This is a genomic window from Polaribacter vadi, assembly GCF_001761365.1.
Lineage (GTDB): Bacteria > Bacteroidota > Bacteroidia > Flavobacteriales > Flavobacteriaceae > Polaribacter > Polaribacter vadi.
Window position 1 is genome coordinate 2229446 of sequence record NZ_CP017477.1, and the last position, 21817, is coordinate 2251262.

Sequence of the window (21817 nt, forward strand, 5' to 3'; positions counted from 1 at the left end):
GATGATTAATGAGATAACAATTGAAGTTTAATATTTTTATAACAAAGAAGAATGTTTGTTAATTTGTAATTTTTAAATATTTTTTAAAGAAATATTGATAAAATTTTATTTTTTTTATTCAAATTAAGTTACTTCTTTACTACTAAAGCACTGTTATCGACCTTATTTTTTATCATTGTAAAATTATTTTGCGCAATCGGTTGCATTTTTGGATTTTTATTTCTATCATTGTAATATATTTATCAACTCCACAAAAAAAGTGGAATAAATTTAATAAATCCAAATTTTATTATGAATAATCAACTTCAATCGAAAAAAGGATGTAATACAGGTTCTATTTTATCTTTATTATTCTTATTATTTACCTTTAGTTTATCAGCTCAAAATATTGCTATAACTGGAACAATAGTTGATAATGAGGGCTTACCTCTCCCTGGAGTAACTGTTCTAGTTGAGGGTACAAAAAATGGAGGAACTGCAGATTTTGATGGAAATTACTCAATTAATGCTCCTTCAGATGCTACATTAAAGTTTAGTTCTATTGGTTTTGTAACTAAAACTATCAATGTAAATGGCAGAAGAGTAATTAATGTTACTTTAAATGAAGATATTTCACAATTAGATGAAATCGTAATTGTAGGATATGGTACACAGGAAAGATCTAATGTAACTGGAGCAATTTCAACAGTAGATATAGCTGTTATAGAAAAAACACCAGTTCCAAATGTTGTAGAATCATTAAGAGGTCAAGTATCTGGTTTAAGAGTTACAAGAGGTAATGGACAACCTGGTTCTGGCGTAAACTTTACAATTAGAGGTAATAATTCTTTAGGTGAAGGAGCAGGATCTGTAGGCGAGGCAAATCAACCTATAATTGTTGTAGATGGTGTACCTCTACCAGGAGGAAACATAAACGAACTAAACCCAGATGATATTGCCAGTATTAATATTATAAAAGATGCTGGTGCAGGAGCTATATATGGTTCTAGAGCTGCAAATGGTGTGGTTTTAATTACTACAAAAAGTGGTAGTGCTAGTAAACCTACTATTAAAGTAAATGCATCAACAGGTATTAATACTGTAAATACTCGAGTTAATATCATGAATGGTGATGAATACATAAAATACTTATTTGATTCTGGACAGGGAAGTACTGTAAATGCTGTATTAGATCCTAATGAAATTACAAACTATGTAAACGGAAATCAAGTAGATTGGCAGGAACTATTACTTAAACAAGGAACGACTCAAAATGCAAGTATCGCTATATCTGGAGGATCAGAAAAATTGAAATTTTACTTAAATGGTGATTTATACCAAGAGCAAGGTATTGTTACTAATTCAGATTATAACAGATATTCATTACGTTTTAATGGAGAATATAATCCTTCTGATAAAGTGACTGTTGGTGCTAGGGTTCAACTAACAAAATCTTTTGCTGATGAAACTAGTAACACAATTAGTGAGTTCAATCAAAATGGAGGTTTTGCTCCATTTGTTCCAATTTTTAATAACACTCCTTTGGGTGATGTTGTAAATGAAGATGGAACTTTCACAAAATTTGTACGTGATGATCAATTTCAAATCAATCCATTTCACAGGTATAATGAATCTATAGTAGATCGTTTTGTAACACGTGCATATATAAATCCATATTTTGAATACAAAATTTTAGACGGCCTTAGTTACAGATTAAACACCTTTGCTGAAGATAGAAGTCAGTTTTATGGAAGATTTACTTCTAGTAACTATTCTGATGGAGACCCTAGCACAGCACAAATACAAAGACAAAATCAAGTGAATTATTTAGTTGACAACATTATAACTTATAAAAAAGATTTTGGAAAACATGCTATTGATGCAACGTTTGTATATGGTTTTCAAAAAAACACATTCGAACAATTCGACGCTTTTTCAGATAAGTTAGCAACTGACTTGTTAGGTTACAATGCAATTGATGACACAGCTACAGAAGACCAGAGATTTAGCTGGGATACAGATGAAGATGGAATTGTATATTATGTAGGAAGATTAGGCTATAACTTTGAGAGTCGTTACATTTTTACATTTACTTTACGTAGAGATGGTTCTTCTAAATTTGGAAGTACAAATAAATATGGTAATTTTCCATCACTTTCATTTGCGTGGAATTTAAATAAAGAAAAATTCTGGAATACAGATAGCTTTTTAAATACTCTAAAATTTAGAGCAACTTTTGGTACGTTAGGAAATGATAGAATTGGAAACTATAGATATTTAGCAACACCATCAGTAGTAAGAACAACGGTTCTTCAAGACCAAGATGGAGATCCAAGTACAGTAGATGATGTTGTAGAGGCAAACATTGTAGGGTATGCAAAAAACACATTGGCAAACCCTTATTTAAAATGGGAAACTAGTAAACAAATCAATTTAGGTTTAGATTTTGGATTATTTAATAATAATTTAAGTGGTACTATAGATATATATAGTACAACAACTACAGATTTATTGTTACCAGAATTAATTCCTATTATTAATGGTTACGAAAGTTACATTACTAATGTTGGGGAAACTCAAAACAGAGGTATTGATTTCAATTTAAAAGCAAATATTATTGATACTGAAAATTTCTCATGGAGCGCAGGTCTAACTTGGTCTATGGATAAAAATGAAATTGTCCGATTAAATAGAAATAGTACAGATGCAGATGGAAACCCTGTTAATGATGAAGCAAACGGATGGTTTATAGGACAACCAATAGGTGTAATCTATAATTACAAATTCTTAGGAGTTTGGCAAACAGAAGAATCTGCTGAAGCAGCAGTATTTAATCAAGTTCCTGGTGATGCTAAATTCTTAGATGTAAATAATGACGGGGCTATTACACCCGGTGAGGACAGATTATTCCTAGGGAATCCTAATCCAGATTGGTATGGAGGTATTACCAATACTATACGCTACAAAGGTTTTGAACTTTCTGTTTTACTAGAAGCTATTCAAGGAGTTACAAGAGTAAATAATTTCTACGGAGGTTTTAATGGTCGAAATAATCAACTTGCAATTAATTATTGGACAGCAGCAAATCCTTCTAGTGAATTTCCAAGAGTTGGAAGTCAGGACTGGACAGGAACTAGAGGAGATGCAGTAAAAACTAGAGATGCTTCTTTCTTAGCTTTAAGAAATGTATCTTTAAGCTATAATTTACCAACTAATCTTATAAAAAAATCACCATTTAAAGCCTTATCTCTATATGTTAGAGGTAACAACTTAAAATATTGGACAGACTTTGAAGACGCTTATTCCCCAGAAGCTGGTTTTGGTGCCTATCCAATAGTATCTAACTGGACATTTGGAACATCAATAACATTTTAAGAAAGTAAAATAAAAATTATGAAGAACTTAAAAATTTACTTGGCTATTATATCACTTACATTTTTAATAAATGCTTGTGATAGTGATATCATAGACTTAACTGAAAGAGATAGATTGCCAACTGATATTGCAGTTGCAAGTCTTCAGGGACTTGAAACCTCTATGCTAGCAGTCTATGAAAGAGCAAGATCTTTGCATGAGAATAATGAAATATCACTCTACAAACAGTGTGGAACAGATATTGTAACATCTGGAACTAATATGGTAGATGTTAACGCTGGTGGTATGTTTGGTATGATGGAATACGGAAACGGGTTTGATGCGCTAAGCGGTTCTTTAGAAGATATCTTTAATGGGCTTTATTTATCTCTTGATAGGTGTAATACCGTAATTGCATTTGGTGATAATTTTCAGCCAAACAACTCTTCAGAACAAGAACGTAAAGATAAGATTATTGGAGAAGCATATGCTCTAAGGTCATTCTTATATTTACAATTAGCGGAACGTTGGGAAAATGCTGTAATTACAGAATTAGCAGAATCTGTTGACGATATAGTGTTTACAGCAGAATTGTCATCAAGAGCAGAATTATTACAACAAATAGTCGCTGATGCATCTGCTGCAATTCCATTACTAAAAACTAGGTTAGAAAATGGAGATGTAGGTGTTCCTTCTGTAGAGTTTGCAAACCTAGTATTAGCTAAAGCTTATTTGTGGCAGGAAGATTGGGGAGCAGCAGCAGCAGCAGCAGAACAAGTAATGAATAATGGATTGCAATTACAACCATTAGATGCAATCTTTGGATTAGATGGTGGTAAAACTGGAGAAGAAAATAACCCTGAAATTATATTTTCTTGGGTGTTTAACCAAGCAGATCAAAACAGACCACAGCGTACTGTACAGATGTATGTTCCTTTATATGATAGAGTACCTGGTGTAGCAAGAACTTTAGAACAGGGAGGACGTCCATGGTCTCGTTTGTCTCCATCTAAATACTACTGGACTTTATTTGAAAATGAAGATGGACGTCTTGGTGCATGGCATAAATCAGAGTGGACTATTGACGATCCAGATAATATAGATACTAGTTTATCTGGAGGCTCTACCTTACAAGCAGGTGATGTTTTAACAGTAGACCACCCTTATTTCCAAGACTGGGCATCTAATGAAAGAGAAGCTCGCTATTTAGAGCCAACTACAACAAAAACTTGGGAAGATGGAACTTACGGAAGACTAGCGTCTGAAGCTCAAGGATTTAGAAATATAATTGTTAATAGATTATCTGAAGCATACATTATAGCTGCTGAAGCATATTTCAGAAGTAATAATACAGGAGCAGCATTAAAAGCTTTAAATGCACTTAGAGAAAGAGCTTATGGAAATTCTACAGGAAACTTTACAACAATAAATTTAGAAAACATCATTGAAGAACATGCTCGTGAACTTGGTCATGAAGGACATCGTTGGGCTTTTTTAAATCGTCTAGGAATACTTAGAGAAAGAGTAAGGCTACACAACCCAAGTGCATCTACTAATATTCAGGACAAACACGTTAGATGGCCAATCCCACAAAATTTTGTAGATCAATTAGGTGTTCAACAAAATTCAGGTTGGTAATTAAATTTTAAAACAATTCATTATGAAAAAATATATAAATAAATTATTTTATCTAATCATTCTAGCATCGCTATCGATTTTAGTTAGTTGTGAAGAGAATAATGATAATATTTTAGTTGGCACTGGAAATGTTGCCATTACAGATATTATTCCAAATATAGAATACCCTGAAGAAACTATAACTATACAGGGTAATGATTTTGACATTGTGCAGTTTGTATTCTTAGGCGAACAGCAAGTAGAATTTCAACTAAATGAAAATATTATTTCTTTTGTAATCCCAAAAAATACACCTCCAGGAATGACTCCAGTTACACTGGCTATGGCTCAAAATTATAGAGTTGCTTCAGAAATGGAAATTTTACAAAGACCTAATCCAGTAATCTCTACTATCTCACCAACAGCTGCAGAACCAGGAGAAAATGTTACAATAACAGGTATTAATTTAAACAATATAGAAACCGTAAAAGTTAGTGGTTTTGATGCTAACGTTGTTTCATCTTCAGCTACAGAATTAATTTTAACAGTGCCTAGTGGGCCACAAAATAATACCTTAGCAACTATTGAAGTTACTACATCAGGTGGTATTGTTGAATCAGAATCTATATTTTATGTTGGGGAAAATTTAGTAGCAAATGGAACACTTGAATTAGGTTCAGGTGATGATTTTACAAACTGGAGTAAATTTAACGGAGGAGATGGTTTAATAGCTTCAGATAAACCTTATGCAGGCAGATCTCTTAAAGCAATAGCAGCAGGTGGAGATGCTTGGAGAACACAGTTTGTAAGCGATCCTACTGAAACAAATATTGGTGTAGATTATATTGTTAATATCTGGATCAAAGCAGAATCTGAAGGTGGAAACATACGTTTTTCTACAAACTCTGCTGCAGGAGCTTTATATTCTGGAAATTACGATATAAGCACAGAATGGCAACAAATAGAATGGACATTTACAAATAACGATCCTGCAACTAGATTAGTTTTAGATATGGGAGTTTCTACAGGAGCTATTTATCATGTAGACAACATCACTGTGGTTAGTACACTATCAGGACCACCTCCTGCTCCAAATTTAATTGCTAATGGAGATTTAGAACTTGGAGACGCAGACAATTTTACAAATTGGGGTGAATTTAATGGTGCAGATTTAATGACTGTAGAGACTACAGAGGTTCATGGAGGTTCAAGAGCACTTAAAGCAATTGGAGCAGGACAAGATGCATGGAGAACACAATTTGCAAGTGACCCAATGACTGTTGAAGTTGATGCATCTTATACCGCTAAAATATGGATAAAATCAGCAGCAGGAGGAAACATGAGGTTTTCTACAAATTCGACAACAGGCGCTTTGTATTCTGGCAACTATGATATTGGTACTGAATGGCAACAAATTGAATGGACATTTACAAATAACGATCCTGCCAGTAGGTTAGTTTTAGATTTAGGGTCTGTTAAAGACGCTGTATATTTTGTAGATGATATTGAAGTTCGAAAAAATTAATTATATAGTATTATTTGAATTTGTAAGGGACTGATTTTATATTAAATCGGTCCTTTTTTTTTAATTTTTTTAAAAATTAAATGGCTCCAGAGATTCGATGACTCATTCTTATGAATGTAATTAAATACTTTTAGAAAGCAAATATGAGACTAACTAGAAACTCTCATCTATATTAGGATCTAATAATGCAAACGCTTGTTAATCAATTCTATTAGAATTTTCGAACTATATCTTTAGGAAAGCACACTTTTCATTTCTCTTTATATAATATTTTGTTTTTTTAAACGCAAGTTATAGTTTATGATTTAAAATGCTGAAAATTATACTTGACAAATAAGTTTTGACTTATTATTATTATTATCAATCTTAGCTTTAAAAAGGCAATAACAATAGAAAATATAAAAACAAAAAAAACCAAGCATTTCTGCTTGGTTTTATAACTTGTAAAAAAAAATAAACAAGACTAAATCTAGTTTACTTCTTATTTGCTTCTTTAATATATTTATCTAAAGCCATTGTCATAGAAGGTGTTTCTTTGGAAGGTGCAATAATATCGCACTTTAAACCAGCTTCTGTAACAGCATTTACTGTTGAGTTACCAAAAGCAGCTATTCTTGTATTATTTTGTTTGAAGTTTGGAAAATTTTGGAATAAAGACTCTATCCCAGAAGGACTAAAGAAAACCAAAACATCGTAAAAAACATTTTCTAAATCAGACAAATCACTAATTACAGTTCTATATAAATCTACTCTTTTCCAAGAAATACCTAGTTTATCTAATTCTTCAGGAATTAAAGGCTTTAATTTATCAGAAGAAGGCAATAAGAACTTTTCAGTTTTATGTTTCTTGATTAATTTTGTTAAATCGGTAAATGTTCTGTTCCCAACGTAAATTTTACGCTTTCTATAAACCACATATTTTTGCAAATAGTAAGCAACTGCTTCTGATTGACAAAAATATTTCATGGCATCTGGCACTTTAAAACGCATTTCCTCTGCAATTCTAAAGAAGTGATCTACTGCATTTCTACTTGTAAGAATAATAGCTGTAAAGTTTTTTAAATCGATTTTTTCTGCTCTAACTTCTTTAACAGAAATACCTTCTACATGTATAAAAGATCTAAAATCAATTTTTACTTTTTGCTTATCAGACAAATCAAAATAAGGAGATGTTTCTGTCTTTGGTGCTGGTTGAGAAACCAATATCGTTTTCACTTTCATAGACTGTTAATTTTGTATTTAAAACATCAATTTAGAGAGCACAAATAGCGGTGCTATTTCGAAGGTGCAAATGTACAAAATAAAATAAAACAACTTGTTAAAAATCAGCTTTTTATTTCTTATCGCAAAAAAGATAAATCTTGTTACAAACAGAAAGCCAGTAAAATAGAATATATAGAGTTCATTAATAGCAGCATATTCATTTATAATTAAAGCTACATATGTTAAAAAAGATAAACTATATAAGTAATTATATTTGGAGGTGAGAAAAAAATGAATCCCCTTTTTAATCAAAAATAATAGTGATAAAAAATATTCTAATATTCTTTTTGATAAGAAATAAATAAGCAAAGCTATAAATACTTGTAAAAATGTAGAAAAAGTATTTTGAAAATTAACAATTTTAAAGACGATAATCTTATGGGTTAGTAACGACAAAACTACTATCGAAAAAAAGAATATGACAATCTGAAATGGATCAAAAAAATTGGTTGGTTCAGTATCTTCATCTTCTAAAAAACTCAAATTAAAAAATGTAAAAAAACTTTCCTTTAATCTTTTTGAATCTAATAATTTTAACAAAACTATACTCAAAAACAAAAACAGAAAAATTCCTGTTATCCAATTATTAGCCAATGATATTTTTTCTACTGCCTGCAATTAATTTTCATTTATGAATGATACCCGCAAAATTAGTCATTAATTAATGTATATTTGTTTTCTTACTACTGAAAATTAATTTATGTCAGACGCTTTAGTTATTATTCCCACTTATAACGAAAAAGAAAATATTGAAGCTATCATAAGAGCTACTTTCAATCAAAAAAAAGTATTCCATATTTTAGTAATTGATGATAATTCTCCTGATGGCACTGCTGCAATTGTAGAAAAATTGATGCTAGAATTCCCTACAAAACTTTTTATAGAAAAAAGAAAAGGTAAAAATGGTTTAGGCACTGCATATATTCATGGTTTTAAATGGGCTTTGGCAAAAAAATATGAATACATCATTGAGATGGACGCCGATTTTTCTCACAATCCAAAGGATTTAATTCGTCTGTATAATGCATGTCATAAAAATGGTGGAGACGTTTCTGTAGGTTCTAGATATGTAAATAACCAAGTAAATGTTGTGAATTGGGATATTAAGCGCCTATTACTTTCTTATTTTGCCTCAAAATACGTGCGTTTTATAACAAGAATTCCTGTGTTTGATACCACAGCTGGCTTTGTTTGTTGGAAACGAAACGTTTTAGAAACCATCAATTTAGATAAAATTAAATTTATTGGGTATGCTTTTCAAATTGAAATGAAATTTAAAGCTTGGAAACATAAATTTACCATTAAAGAAGTCTCAGTGATTTTTACTGATAGAGATTTAGGAGCTTCAAAAATGAGCGGAAATATTGTTTCTGAAGCGCTTTTTGGTGTGATAAAAATGAGATTAAAGGGATTACCAAAATAACATGTAATTTCTTAACTGTGTAAACCTTTATTAGTTTTATCAGTGAAATAAAATTTATAAAATGACAAAATCGTACTTAATAAAAAATGCAACAATAGTAAATGAAAATACCACTTTTACAGGTGATGTTTTGATTGAAAACGAAATTATAAAACAAATTTCTTTGGAAATTGTACCGACTGAAAACGTAGAAATTATTAATGCTGATGGAAAGTACTTAATTCCTGGTTTTATTGATGATCAAGTGCATTTTAGAGAACCTGGTTTAACTCACAAAGCAAATATAGCTTCTGAAAGTAGAGCTGCTATTGCTGGCGGAATTACTACTTTTATAGAAATGCCAAACACAGTTCCTCAAGCAACTACACAAGAATTATTAGAAGATAAATTTAAAATTGCAGCTAAAGACTCGTATGCAAACTACTCTTTTATGTTTGGTGGAACGAATGATAATTTAGATGAATTATTAAAGACCGATCCAAAAAAAGTAGCAGGCATAAAGCTTTTCCTAGGTTCGTCTACAGGAAATATGTTGGTAGATAATGAAGCTGTTTTAGAGAAGATTTTTTCATCAACAAAAATGATTATTTCTGTGCATTGTGAAGACGAAGCAACCATCAGAAAAAATACAGCAGCATACGTAGAAAAATACGGAGAAGATATTCCATTAAAATACCATCCAATTATTAGAAGCGAAGAAGCTTGTTATTTATCGTCTTCAAAAGCCATAGAATTAGCGAAAAAAACTGGAGCACGTTTGCATATTTTTCATATATCAACCGAAAAAGAAACACACCTTTTTAGAAACGATATTCCTTTAGAAGAAAAACAAATTACAGCTGAAGTTTGTGTGCACCATTTATGGTTTAATGATAAAGATTATGAGGAAAAAGGAACGCATATAAAATGGAATCCTGCTGTAAAAACAGAAAAAGACAGAGTAGGTTTATGGAAAGCTTTGTTAGATGACAGAATTGATGTTTTAGCAACAGACCATGCACCACACACATTAGCTGAAAAAAGTAACAATTATATGAATGCTCCAAGTGGAGGACCTTTGGTACAACATGCAGTTATTGCACTTTTAGAAAAAGTAAAAGAAGGCGTAATTCCGATTGAAAAATTGGTGGAGAAAATGAGTCATAATCCTGCAAAATTATTTCAAATAGAAAAGCGTGGTTTTATAAAAGAAGGTTTTTATGCAGATTTGGTTTTAATTGATGCAAATAAAGCACAAACCGTTTCTAAAGATAATATTTTATACAAATGTGGCTGGTCTCCTTTTGAAGGAACTACATTTTCATCAACCATAACACATACATTTATAAATGGAAATTTAATGTATAATAATGGTGTTTTTAATGATAATATTAAAGGAAAACGAATTACTTTTAATCGATAATATGAAAAATTCACTTTATATATTTTTACTTATTTTTTTGGTTTCTTGCACAAGTAATACCATTTTTGAAAAACCAGAAGATTTAATTCCTAAAGACACCATGAGTCTTTTGGTGCAAGAAATGTCGATTGCTACTTCTGCAAAATATATGAACAATAAAAATTTAGAGAAAAGAGTAAACTATATGCCTTTGGTTTATGATCGTTTTGGAATTGATTCTCTTCGTTTTCAAACGAGTAATTTATATTACATGTCTAAAATTGATTTGTATCAAGAAATTTTTACGAACGCAAAAAACAATTTAGAAAAGCAAAAATCTGTATTTGATGAAATCAAGAAAAGAACCGATTCTTTAAGAGCCGATTCTATTAAAAAAATTAAAGATTTTAAAACGAATAAAATTCCTAAAGACTCTTTAAAAACAAGAAAAAAATTAATACAAGAAGATTCTTTAAAGCCTACTCTTTAGGATAGTTTTCACAAACCCTTTCAATCGATTTATCAACAGGTTCAAATTCATAATTAATTGTATTTTTAATTTTTTCTGATGAATATTTAGAAACAGAATGAGCTGATTTCGCTGAATATTTAGTGATTAAAGGAGCAATTCCTGTTATTTTTGAAACCAACCAACTAAATCTCCAAAAAATAGCTGTTTGCCAAGGTTTTATCTTTATTGATGGTCGTTTTTTACCAAAACCATCTGCAATTAAAAAGAAAATTTCTTTGAAAGATTTGTTTTCTGAAACCAAAATAAAACGCTCGTTTTTTACAGTTGAATTCATTAATTGAATCATGGGTTTTACAACGTCTTGTACAGCCACAAAACCTGTAATTCCTTCAGTATAATATTTAAAACCGTTATAAACTTGGCTAAATAACTTGCCTGAACCAGCGTTCCAAAATCCGCTTCCTAAAATTACGCCAGGGTTTACAATTATAACCTCCACTCCTTCTTGGCTGGCTCTCCAAACTTCCATTTCTGCACCAAATTTGGTAATAGAATAACCACTATTATCTAGCTCTTTATTCCATTCACACTCTTCATCAATTAAATTATCATCTAAAGATTTACCAACAGCAGCAATGGAACTTACAAAGCAAAGTTTCTCAACTTTGGCATCCACAGAAAGATTTACAATAATTTCAGTTCCATGAATATTTACCTTTCTCATTTCTCTATAATCTTTTTGATTAAAAGAAATAAATGCAGCACAATGATATACGTGTTTTACACCCACAAAAGCAGGAATCATTGCAGGAACTTGCGTAATATCTGCTTGAAACCATTCTATTTTCGAGAAAAATGTAGCATCATCCGTATAAAAAGAAAACACTTTTTTTACTTTTTCTAAAGAAGAATCTGTTCTATAAATAGCTCTTATGTTATCATTTTTTAAACTTAAATGATACAATAAGTGCGAACCCACTAAACCTGTGCCTCCAGTAACTAAAATCATACTGCTAATTTATAGTTTTTTGATTGATAAGTTTATCTTTGTCGCCATAAAAAATACGTTACTAGTTTTATGTTGATGTTCGTTTGGCATTAAAAGAAATGTAACCGTTTAAAAAAAATCTATTTATAATGACAAATTTTGTTGAGGAATTACGTTGGCGAGGATTATTAAGTGATATAATGCCAGATACTGAAGAATATTTATTGGAAAATAAAACAGCTGGTTATATTGGTTTTGACCCAACTGCAGACTCTTTACATATTGGAAGTTTGGTGCAAATTTTTATCTTAAAACACTTTCAAATTGCTGGCCATAACCCAATTGCTTTAATTGGTGGAGCAACAGGAATGGTTGGAGATCCTTCAGGAAAATCTGCTGAACGTAATTTATTAGATGAAGCAACTTTGGCAAAAAATGTAGCTGGAGTTAGAGAAAATTTAGAGCGTTTTTTAAATTTTGATGATGCTGCAGAAAACAAAGCAGAATTGGTAAACAATTACGATTGGATGAAGGATATTTCTTTAATCGATTTTGTGAGAGATACAGGAAAACACATTACTGTAAATTACATGATGGCCAAAGATTCTGTGAAGAAACGTTTGAGCTCTGAATCTTCTGTGGGAATGAGTTTTACAGAATTTACTTACCAATTATTTCAAGGGTATGATTTTTACCATTTATACACGCATAAAAATTGCAAGTTGCAAATGGGTGGTTCAGATCAATGGGGAAATATTACAACTGGAACCGAATTAATTCGTAGAAAAGCGCAAGGAAAAGCGTATGCAATTACAGTTCCTTTAGTTACCAAAGCAGATGGAACAAAATTCGGAAAAACAGAAGGTGGTAATATTTGGTTGAATGCAGATAGAACATCTCCTTATAAATTTTACCAATATTGGCTAAATTCGTCTGATGAGGATGCCGAAAATTTTATAAAGAAATTCACTTTTTTAGATAAAGAAACTATTGAAAACTTGATTGCTGAACATCAAGAAAATCCTCATTTACGTTCTTTACAGAAAAAATTAGGAGAAGAAGTTACCATTTTAACACATGGAAAAGAAGCGTATGAAAACGCGTTAAAAGCTTCGAATATTTTGTTCGGAAAATCTACAGCTTCTGATTTAAAATCTTTAGACGAACAAACTTTCTTAGATGTTTTTGATGGTGTACCAATGGCTTCCATTCCAAAAGAAGAATTCACTGAAGGTTTAGATATGATTGCTGCTTTGGCTGCCAAAACCTATTTTTTAAAATCGAATGGAGAAGCTAGAAGAGCATTAAAAGAAAATGCAATTTCTGTGAATAAAGAAAAGGTAAAAGAAGATTTTATAATTACTACTGATGATTTAATCGCTAATAAATATGTGCTTTTACAAAGAGGAAAAAAGACAAATTATTTATTGATTGTTGAGTAACCTTTAAAAATATTGTTTTAAAAAAAAGCGTTGAATTTAAAAATTCAGCGCTTTTTTGTTTTAGTAAATATATAGAATCAACTTTAACTGTTGATGAATGTTAGGATCTAAACATCTATTTATACTTAAAATATAGAAACAACATATAACCATTTAATAGAAAGGAAATAGAGTTTGTGATTATTATTGGATAATCTTCCTTTAAAAAACCATATAATGCCCAAAGAAAAACACCAATTAATAAAATAGAGAAAAAAACAGGTGATAAATGAGCAACCTTTTTAGTCTTATATGCTTTTATTATTTGAGGAACAATGGCAATTGTGGTAAAAAGACCTGCCAAAAACCCAATTATCTCTATGTTCATAATTTTTAAACCAAAAATAATACTGATATAAATTTATAAAGACCTTAATACCTTTCTTCTTTAACTCTTTTAAAATAAATATTTTTTTTGATTTTACTTTTTCTCTGCCAAAACTTTCATTAAAAAAGCATTCTGCTTTTCTAAAAGCTCATTTGTCTTGTTCATTAACTCAATATTTTTTGGAGTTGCCACAGTTTTATTTTTTGGATCTTCTGCTTTTTTCTTCATCGAATTCATTACTCTAACCACCATAAAAACAGTAAAAGAAATCACTAGAAAATCTACACCTGCTTCAATTAATTTTCCATAACCAATGGCAACCTCTTCAAATTTAGTTGTACCATCTGTAATAACTGCTTCTCTAATGATATATTTTTTATTTTCCCAATTTGCGCCAGCTGTTAAATATGTTAAAGGAGGCATTAAAACTTCTTTAACTAAAACATTAACAACTTTGTTAAAAGCAGTTCCTATAATAACACCAATAGCAATGTCAATCATATTTCCTTTTACAGCAAAGTCTTTAAAATCTTCAAGTAATTTAAATTTCATCATTTTTTTTATTCTTGTTTCTTTACTCTTTTCCCTTTATTCTTGTTTCTTATAACTAAAAAAATACCACTTAAAGATATAGAAAACATAGATTTTGCGAAATCTATATTCTCTTGAATCTTGGTTCTTGGTTCTCTTTTATCCTGTTTTCTTTTTTCTTTTTTCTCTACTCTTAAATCTATTTTCTCCCTTTCTTAAAGCATCATCAAATTACAGCCTCTAATATCAGAATTATCAAAACGACCTATAATTTCAAACGTTCCGTTTTTGTGAACTTTTCCTAAATCTTGAGTTGCAATAAATGAGCAGGAATTATAATTTGCTAAATCAATTACATTAATTCCGCCAGTTTTTTCTTTATCTAAAATAGTTAAAGCATCTTCTGTATCTCTGGTTAAAATCTGCATCCAATTTGGGGTTTCGAAAATGCCATTTCCTTTAGAATATGCCTGACTTAATAATTCTGTCATTCCATATTCTGAATGGATTTCATCAACCTTAAAACCACTTTTTAACAATTGATGCAATTCGTTTCTTATCAACTCTTTTCGTCTTCCTTTCATACCACCAGTTTCCATAACAATGGTGTTTTTAAGATTAAATTGATGTTTTTCAATCAAATCTAACAACGCAAAAGAAACTCCTATAAGCAAAACTTTTTGTCCATTTTTATCTAAGTTGATGAGTTTTTTTGCAAGCTCATCAAGGTTATTTAGATAAAATCCGCTTTCTGAATTTTTAGATTTCGCAATTAAATCATCAACCATAAAAACTAAAGAAGAACCTTTTCGCTCTAAATAATTTGGTAATAAAGCCAACACAACATAGTCTTCTATATTTCCATAAAAATGTGCAAATCCCTTTAAATAACTTTCTTTATAATAGTTAATATCGGTTACTAAATGTTTGCTGGTAATACTCCCTGTAGTTCCAGAACTTGTAAAAATTTCTGCTATTTTTTCTTTGGATGAAAGAACTTCTCGCGTTTTAAAAAACTGAATTGGTAAAAACGGAATTTGTTCAATTTTAGTAACATCTGATGGATGAATGTATAATAAATCGCAAAAAGAACGATACACTTTATTATTATTAAACTGATGTTTAAAAATCTCTAAAGCAACTGCTGTAAACTCTTCTTGAGTTTGTATGTTAAATATTTTTTTTTGCATAAAGTCTAAAAATTACCACCACATTTTTGTTGGGGTTTCATTCACTTGTTATTCCTGTAAAAATGGAATGTGAATATAGCGTTTTTGTTAAAAAATCTTTATGCTACAAAAATAAGATTAATACACGCAACCTTTTTAAAATTTTTGTATCTAATGTATGTAGTGTTAAATAAAATATTAATTTAAACTAAAATTTAAAAAAAAAATCTGAAAATTTACCAGCATGAAACTAAATAGCATTTTTTTTATTACTTTTTTTGCATTTTTTGCATGTTCTGAATCAGCAGAAAAAACGCTAGATATTTGCAACGAATGTGTAATTATCGACAAAAATTTATTTGACGATACACAAACAAATAATTACGCTATTAATAATGTAGTTTTAGCTGATAATTCTTTAACCATAACAATTAGCGCAAGTGGTTGTAGTGAAAATAGTTGGAAAGCAACTTTGGTGGACGAAAATCAAATTTTAGAATCGAATCCTATTCAAAGAAACACTAAGATTTTGCTTGAAAATAATGAAGCTTGTTTAGCTGTTTTTGAGAAAGATTTTACGTTTGATATTCAAAAATTGAAAGAAAACGAAAATTCAATAATTTTAAATTTAGAAGGCTGGAATACACAAATAAACTATTAATAAATTAAAAAAAACAATAACATTAAAACTTATATTATGAAAAAAATCTTATTATTATTTGCAGGTTTATTCCTTTTTTACGCATGTTTAAATAACGACGATCAAGTAAATTATGGCTACGAAATTTTACCAATTGATGAATATACAGTTCCTGCATCTTTTACCTTTGGCGAAAAAGACACTGTTAAAGTAAAATATACATTATTAAATGGCTGTTATAATTTTGATAATATTTATTATGAATACCAAGATACAGCAAGAATTGTGGCAGTTAGAGCTATTGTGTATGCAGATGAAAATTGTACAGAGATGGAAACACAAAAAGAATACGAACTTATTGTAACTGCAACACAAAGAGAAGATTATTTATTTAAATTTTACAAAGGTGTTGATGCAAATGGTGAAAATATTTTCGAAGAAGTTGTAGTTCCTGTAAATTAAAATCATCGAACTTAAAAAACTTATACAGCAATGTTGTGAGCAAGATTTAGCTGCTCAATCTAAAGTTTATCAACTTTTTGCTGATAGACTTTTTGCTGTTTCCTTAAAGTATTCTAGGAATTATCAAGATGCAGAAGACAATCTGCAAGATAGTTTTTTAACAATTTTCGATAAAATTAAACAATACAATCACAAAGGTTCTTTTGAAGGTTGGTTAAAACGAATTACCATAAATACAGCCCTGCAAACATATAGATCAAAAGCGCCTTTACAAATTGTAAAAGAAGTTGCCGAAAATATAGAAAACGAAGATTCAGCCTTAGAAAACACCGTTTTTAATATAGATGTTTTGCTAGAATGTGTACAGCAGTTACCTGACCAATATCGATTGGTTTTTAATCTTTTTGTTCTTGATGATTATTCGCATAAAGAAATTGCCAGTTTATTAAATATTTCTGTAGGCACATCAAAGTCGAATGTTTCCAGAGCCAGAAAAATTTTAAAAGAAAAATTAGAAATCCATCAAAAAAAAATACTTTAATGGAGGATAAAAAAATAGATGATTTATTTAAAAATCAACTGAAAAACCTTGAGGTTTCTCCAAATAAAAAAGTTTGGAATTCCATAGAAACCAAGCTCAAAAAAAAGAAACGTAGAGTTCTTCCTTTTTGGCTATTTTCTGGTGCAGCTGCAGCAATTTTGGTGTTAGGTTTATTTTTCTATCCATTTTCTACGAATGAAAACCAACACATAATTCCTAAAATTGATGAAGTTATTACAACAAGCCCAACAAAAAAACCTTTAATAAATACTACAATTGATACTTTAATTTTACAAAATAATAAAGTTGAACAAGTTTTAAAAACGAATCAAAATGCATTTGTAAAAACAGAAATAAAAGAAGAAAAATCGAATACTAACAACACTAAAAAAGAATTTGTTGCACGTAAAAATCCAGCAAAAACAACATTTTTAAAACCTTTTAATATTGATGCAAATCTGACTTCAAATCAACAAATAACAACAATATATATTGAAAATATTACTATTAAAAACGCTTCTGAAAAAATGGATTTTAATGCTTTTTTAGCAACAAAAGAAACACAAATAAAGAATAAAGAAATAGTAAAAAATTGGTCTGTAGCTCCTACTTTTGGAGTTTTACAGTCTAATTCATTTTCTAATACTTCTCCTATTGCAGAGGATTTAGCCAATACAACAACTGGCGAAAATTCATTTTCTTACGGTTTGCAAGTTGGTTACAAACTCAATAAAAGATGGACGATTCAATCTGGAATTCATCTGCAAGAAATGAAATATTCTAACAATCAAATTGCTGTGTACCCTTCAGAAATTGCAAACTTGCAATCTGTGGCTTTTAAAGATAATGGTGCTGTTTCCTTTAACAATTCTGTATCTGAAAATTTGAGCATTATGTCTAATTTATTTACTAACTTTGTAAAAAGTACAGGAAATTTATCACAAAATTTCGGCTACATAGAAATCCCCCTAGAAATGAAATACAACTTCTCTAACAACACTAAAATTGAAGCACAATTAGTTACAGGTTTTAGTTCGCTTTTTTTAGATAAAAATAAAGTGGTTTTAAACACCTTTAACACAACCAGAACAGGTGAATTAACAAACTTAAATAACATTAATTTTAGTGGAAATTTAGGCTTCGATTTTAATTATTTCTTAAATAGAAATTGGTCTTTAAACATAAACCCGATGTTTAAAGTACAACTTAACACTTTTAAAACAGAAGCTAACGGTTTCGCACCTTTTAACTTGGGTATTTATTCAGGAATTAAATACCAATTTTAAAAAACCAAAACCTAAAACATCGTATATACTTTAACAATTTGGCGATAAATTTTAACGATTTAACGAAAACAAAAGAACAATACTCGTTAAATAATTATATTTGCCCTCCTTTTAAAGTTTAATACAAATAAATTCTTTTGAAAATGATTGCTACGAATTTGATGGACATAAAAGATGACGAAATGAAGCTTATAGAGACAACATATAGAACTTTGAGCGGAACTAAAACAGTTTTAGAAATCCCCAAAAGAAAACCTACACAATGGATTATAAATCAAGATAATGAACCTAAATTTTATGTTGATTTATATGATTTATCTATAGAATCTAATGCAATGATGAATAGTTTAGTACTATGTGCTAAAAAATCTATCAGAGATGTTTTAGAAGTAATTAACGAAAGGAATAATATTAATTTATCGATTACTAAAGTTTCTAAAATAGGGATAAAGAAAAAATTAAATTCTGTTCCTAAAAATATTAATTTAGAACCTTTGCCAGAAAAATGGTTGGCTTATTCTTTGTAAATTTTTACAATTAATTTGCCTTTATCGTCCATTGATGCTCTGTACATTCCAGCTGTATTAAATTCAAAAGACATGTTGCCATTTTTATCTAAAGCAACAACTCCACCTGTTCCACCAAGTGAGGTTAATTTATTTTGAATTACATCTTGAGTGGCTTGTTTTAAGGAGACATTTTTATATTCCATTTGTGCAGAAATATCATACGCAACTTGGTTTCTTATAAAATATTCACCCCAACCTGTAGAAGAAACTCCACAGGTTTTGTTGTTTGCGTACGTTCCTGAACCAATAATTGGTGCATCTCCAATTCTACCCCATCTTTTATTGGTCATACCTCCTGTTGATGTTCCTGCAGCAATATTTCCATTTTTATCCAAAGCCACACAACCTACTGTTCCGAATTTACTGTCTTTAATATCTGCATCATAAAAAGCAGCTTTTTTATCATCATGATCTAATTCTGTTTTTTCTCTATCTTTTATTCTTTGAAGTGATTTAAAACGATTTTCTGTATAAAAATAACTTGGATCTACAATTTCCAAACCTTTTTCTGCTGCAAAAATCGATGCTCCTTCTCCTGAAAGCATTACATGATCTGAATCTGTCATTACTTTTATCGCTAATTCAATTGGGCTTTTTACATTTTTAACACCTGCAACAGCTCCAGCATTTAACGTTTTTCCATCCATAAAAGAAGCATCTAATTCATTGGTTTCTTCGTGTGTAAAAACAGCACCTTTACCTGCATTAAATAAGGGTGATTCTTCCATAACCTGAATGGTTTTCATCACTGCTTTTTGACTTGTTCCTCCATTTTTTAGAATTGTATGACCAACTTTTATAGCCTCTTCTAGTTTTTGTTGATATTCAGCTTCTTTTTCATCAGACATATTTTTCTTTAAAATAGTACCTGCTCCACCATGAATTATAATAGCAAAATCATTTACTTTTAAATCATCTTTTTTTTCTTTGGATGTAACTTCTGTAGAGTTTTTACATCCAAAGAAAATAATACATGTTGCAATAATAAAAAGTGCTTTTTTCATAAAATATTGTTTAATATCAAACAAAAATAGTTATTTCTGTTTAATTTAATTAAGTCTTAAATTATTCGTAAATTCGAAGCTCTAAAATAAAGATTTTTTTTGAGAAAAAAATTTTTCTAAAAACCTATATTTTTAGATTTCCTTTTTAAGGGAAAGACATTTTAATGGAAACCTTAACAGGTACATTTTTTATTTTAAGCAACAAAAAAACGATTTACAAAATGGATAATTTCGGAATAGCAAAAGCGCTAAAAGATTTAGGAATTAAAGATATAAATAACGGAACTTCTACAGGACAAGATAATTTTTCTAACGGAGAAATTATTGAGAGTTTTTCTCCTGTGGATGGAAAACTAATAGGAAAAGTAAAAACTACAAGCAAAGAAGATTACGATAAAGTAATGGAAAAAGCTACCAACGCTTTTACTGTTTGGAGAGATAAACCTGCTCCACAAAGAGGCGAAATTGTACGCCAATTTGGTAATAAATTAAGAGATTTAAAAGAACCTTTAGGAAAATTGGTTTCTTATGAAATGGGAAAATCTTTACAAGAAGGTTATGGGGAAGTACAAGAAATGATTGATATCTGCGATTTTGCTGTGGGTTTATCTCGCCAGTTAAATGGACAAACGATTCCTTCTGAAAGACCAGGTCATGTAATGAGAGAACAATGGCACCCAATTGGTGTTGTTGGTATTATTTCTGCCTTTAATTTTCCTGTGGCTGTTTGGGCTTGGAACACAGCTTTAGCTTGGATTTGTGGTGATGTTTGTGTGTGGAAAGGCTCTGAAAAAGCACCTTTATGCACAATTGCTTGCCAAAATATTATAGCAGCAATTTTAAAAGAAAATAATTTACCAGAAGGAATTTCATCAATTATTAATGGTGATTATAAAGTTGGTGAAATGATGACAAAAGACACCAGAATCCCCTTAGTTTCTGCAACAGGTTCTACAAGAATGGGTAGAATTGTAGGCGCAAAAGTTGCTGAACGTTTTGGAAAATCTTTATTAGAATTAGGTGGAAATAATGCCATTATTATTACACCAACTGCAGATTTAAAAGTTGTAGTTCCTGGAGCTGTATTTGGTGCTGTTGGTACTTGTGGACAAAGATGCACATCCACCAGAAGATTAATTATTCACGAATCTGTTTATGATAAAGTAAGAGACGCAATTGTGGGTGCTTACAAACAAATAAAAATTGGGAATCCTTTAGATGAAAATAATCATGTTGGCCCATTAATTGACCATGATTCTGTAAATACCTATTTAGCTGCTATTGAAAAAGCGAAAGCTGAAGGTGGAAATGTTTTGGTTGAAGGTGGAGTTTTAGAAGGAAAAGGATATGAATCTGGTTGCTACGTAAAACCTGCAATTATTGAAGCTGAAAATCATTTTGAAATTGTACAACATGAAACTTTTGCACCTATTTTATATTTGATGAAATATGCTGGAGAAGTAGAAAATGCCATCGCAAAACAAAATGGTGTTGCACAAGGTTTATCATCTGCAATTATGACAAATGAATTGAAAGAAGCAGAAAAATTCTTGTCTTATGCTGGTTCAGATTGTGGAATTGCCAATGTAAATATCGGAACTTCTGGTGCAGAAATTGGTGGTGCTTTTGGTGGCGAAAAAGAAACTGGTGGTGGACGTGAATCTGGTTCTGATGCTTGGAAAGTATATATGAGAAGACAAACAAACACCATTAATTATTCAGACGAATTACCTTTAGCACAAGGAATTAAGTTTGACCTTTAAGAAATTTTAAATATTTTTAAATAGCAAAAAACCCAACTTTC

20 protein-coding genes are annotated in these 21817 nt (G+C 30.3%); 13 read left to right on the top strand and 7 right to left on the bottom strand.

Annotated elements, in window-relative coordinates; all coding sequences use genetic code 11:
• The first annotated feature begins 291 nt into the window (after positions 1 to 291).
• The 3 genes from LPB03_RS09790 to LPB03_RS09800 are packed head-to-tail and all read left to right on the top strand — an operon-like array spanning position 292 to position 6475.
• Positions 292 to 3354 (top strand): SusC/RagA family TonB-linked outer membrane protein, encoded by a 3063-nt coding sequence (locus tag LPB03_RS09790; protein WP_065319439.1) that lies wholly within the window; start codon positions 292 to 294, stop codon positions 3352 to 3354.
• Between the two features lie 18 nt (positions 3355 to 3372).
• A complete protein-coding gene (locus LPB03_RS09795) occupies positions 3373 to 4971 on the top strand; it encodes a RagB/SusD family nutrient uptake outer membrane protein (protein WP_065319440.1) in 1599 nt (532 codons plus the stop codon).
• A 22-nt stretch (positions 4972 to 4993) separates the two neighbouring features.
• Positions 4994 to 6475 (top strand): carbohydrate binding domain-containing protein, encoded by a 1482-nt coding sequence (locus tag LPB03_RS09800; RefSeq protein WP_065319441.1) that lies wholly within the window; start codon positions 4994 to 4996, stop codon positions 6473 to 6475.
• Positions 6476 to 6949: 474 nt separating this feature from the next.
• On the opposite strand, the gene LPB03_RS09805 is transcribed toward LPB03_RS09800, so the two are convergent.
• Positions 6950 to 7696, bottom strand: coding sequence for a uroporphyrinogen-III synthase (locus LPB03_RS09805; protein ID WP_065319442.1), 747 nt, complete (start codon positions 7694 to 7696; stop codon positions 6950 to 6952).
• Between the two features lie 18 nt (positions 7697 to 7714).
• A complete protein-coding gene (locus LPB03_RS09810) occupies positions 7715 to 8356 on the bottom strand; it encodes a DUF4271 domain-containing protein (RefSeq protein ID WP_065319443.1) in 642 nt (213 codons plus the stop codon).
• Positions 8357 to 8438: 82 nt separating this feature from the next.
• Between LPB03_RS09810 and LPB03_RS09815 the strand changes: the two genes are divergently transcribed.
• The 3 genes from LPB03_RS09815 to LPB03_RS09825 all read left to right on the top strand — a co-directional run bounded on the left by LPB03_RS09815 (position 8439) and on the right by LPB03_RS09825 (position 11032).
• On the top strand, positions 8439 to 9161 hold the full coding sequence (locus LPB03_RS09815) for a polyprenol monophosphomannose synthase (RefSeq protein WP_065319444.1): 723 nt from the start codon (positions 8439 to 8441) through the stop codon (positions 9159 to 9161).
• A gap of 61 nt (positions 9162 to 9222) precedes the next feature.
• On the top strand, positions 9223 to 10563 hold the full coding sequence (locus LPB03_RS09820) for a dihydroorotase (protein ID WP_065319445.1): 1341 nt from the start codon (positions 9223 to 9225) through the stop codon (positions 10561 to 10563).
• A 1-nt stretch (position 10564) separates the two neighbouring features.
• Positions 10565 to 11032, top strand: a complete 468-nt coding sequence (locus LPB03_RS09825; protein ID WP_065320100.1) for a DUF4296 domain-containing protein — start codon at positions 10565 to 10567, stop codon at positions 11030 to 11032.
• Here the strand turns inward: LPB03_RS09825 and LPB03_RS09830 are convergent.
• Positions 11022 to 12023 (bottom strand): NAD-dependent epimerase/dehydratase family protein, encoded by a 1002-nt coding sequence (locus LPB03_RS09830; protein ID WP_065319446.1) that lies wholly within the window; start codon positions 12021 to 12023, stop codon positions 11022 to 11024. The genes LPB03_RS09825 and LPB03_RS09830 overlap by 11 nt on opposite strands.
• A 128-nt stretch (positions 12024 to 12151) precedes the next feature.
• On the opposite strand from LPB03_RS09830, the gene tyrS reads away from it, so the two are divergent.
• The gene (gene tyrS, locus LPB03_RS09835; RefSeq protein WP_065319447.1) at positions 12152 to 13444 is read left to right on the top strand and encodes a tyrosine--tRNA ligase; all 1293 of its coding nucleotides are present in this window, start codon (positions 12152 to 12154) and stop codon (positions 13442 to 13444) included.
• A 115-nt stretch (positions 13445 to 13559) separates the two neighbouring features.
• Here the strand turns inward: tyrS and LPB03_RS09840 are convergent, their stop codons facing one another.
• The 3 genes from LPB03_RS09840 to LPB03_RS09850 form a co-directional block, all read right to left on the bottom strand.
• Positions 13560 to 13811, bottom strand: a complete 252-nt coding sequence (locus LPB03_RS09840) for an SWEET family sugar transporter (protein ID WP_065319448.1) — start codon at positions 13809 to 13811, stop codon at positions 13560 to 13562.
• Positions 13812 to 13904: 93 nt separating this feature from the next.
• On the bottom strand, positions 13905 to 14363 hold the full coding sequence (gene mscL, locus LPB03_RS09845; RefSeq protein WP_065319449.1) for a large conductance mechanosensitive channel protein MscL: 459 nt from the start codon (positions 14361 to 14363) through the stop codon (positions 13905 to 13907).
• 194 nt (positions 14364 to 14557) lie between these two features.
• A complete protein-coding gene (locus LPB03_RS09850) occupies positions 14558 to 15532 on the bottom strand; it encodes a LuxE/PaaK family acyltransferase (protein ID WP_065319450.1) in 975 nt (324 codons plus the stop codon).
• A gap of 223 nt (positions 15533 to 15755) precedes the next feature.
• Between LPB03_RS09850 and LPB03_RS09855 the strand changes: the two genes are divergently transcribed.
• From LPB03_RS09855 to LPB03_RS09875, 5 genes are all read left to right on the top strand, one after another.
• A complete protein-coding gene (locus tag LPB03_RS09855) occupies positions 15756 to 16172 on the top strand; it encodes a hypothetical protein (RefSeq protein WP_065319451.1) in 417 nt (138 codons plus the stop codon).
• Between the two features lie 36 nt (positions 16173 to 16208).
• On the top strand, positions 16209 to 16613 hold the full coding sequence (locus tag LPB03_RS09860; protein ID WP_065319452.1) for a hypothetical protein: 405 nt from the start codon (positions 16209 to 16211) through the stop codon (positions 16611 to 16613).
• A 22-nt stretch (positions 16614 to 16635) separates the two neighbouring features.
• Positions 16636 to 17154, top strand: coding sequence for an RNA polymerase sigma factor (locus LPB03_RS09865; RefSeq protein ID WP_317039015.1), 519 nt, complete (start codon positions 16636 to 16638; stop codon positions 17152 to 17154).
• Complete coding sequence (locus LPB03_RS09870; protein WP_065319454.1) at positions 17154 to 18440, top strand: outer membrane beta-barrel protein; 1287 nt, start codon at positions 17154 to 17156, stop codon at positions 18438 to 18440. The genes LPB03_RS09865 and LPB03_RS09870 overlap by 1 nt, the downstream gene beginning before the upstream one ends.
• Before the next feature lie 182 nt (positions 18441 to 18622).
• A complete protein-coding gene (locus tag LPB03_RS09875; RefSeq protein ID WP_065320101.1) occupies positions 18623 to 18967 on the top strand; it encodes a hypothetical protein in 345 nt (114 codons plus the stop codon).
• Here LPB03_RS09875 and LPB03_RS09880 read toward each other — a convergent pair.
• On the bottom strand, positions 18955 to 20013 hold the full coding sequence (locus LPB03_RS09880; protein ID WP_065319455.1) for an isoaspartyl peptidase/L-asparaginase family protein: 1059 nt from the start codon (positions 20011 to 20013) through the stop codon (positions 18955 to 18957). The two genes, LPB03_RS09875 and LPB03_RS09880, sit on opposite strands and share 13 nt — an antisense overlap.
• 221 nt (positions 20014 to 20234) lie before the next feature.
• On the opposite strand from LPB03_RS09880, the gene amaB reads away from it, so the two are divergent.
• Complete coding sequence (gene amaB / locus LPB03_RS09885; protein ID WP_065320102.1) at positions 20235 to 21776, top strand: L-piperidine-6-carboxylate dehydrogenase; 1542 nt, start codon at positions 20235 to 20237, stop codon at positions 21774 to 21776.
• The last annotated feature ends 41 nt before the right edge of the window (positions 21777 to 21817 follow it).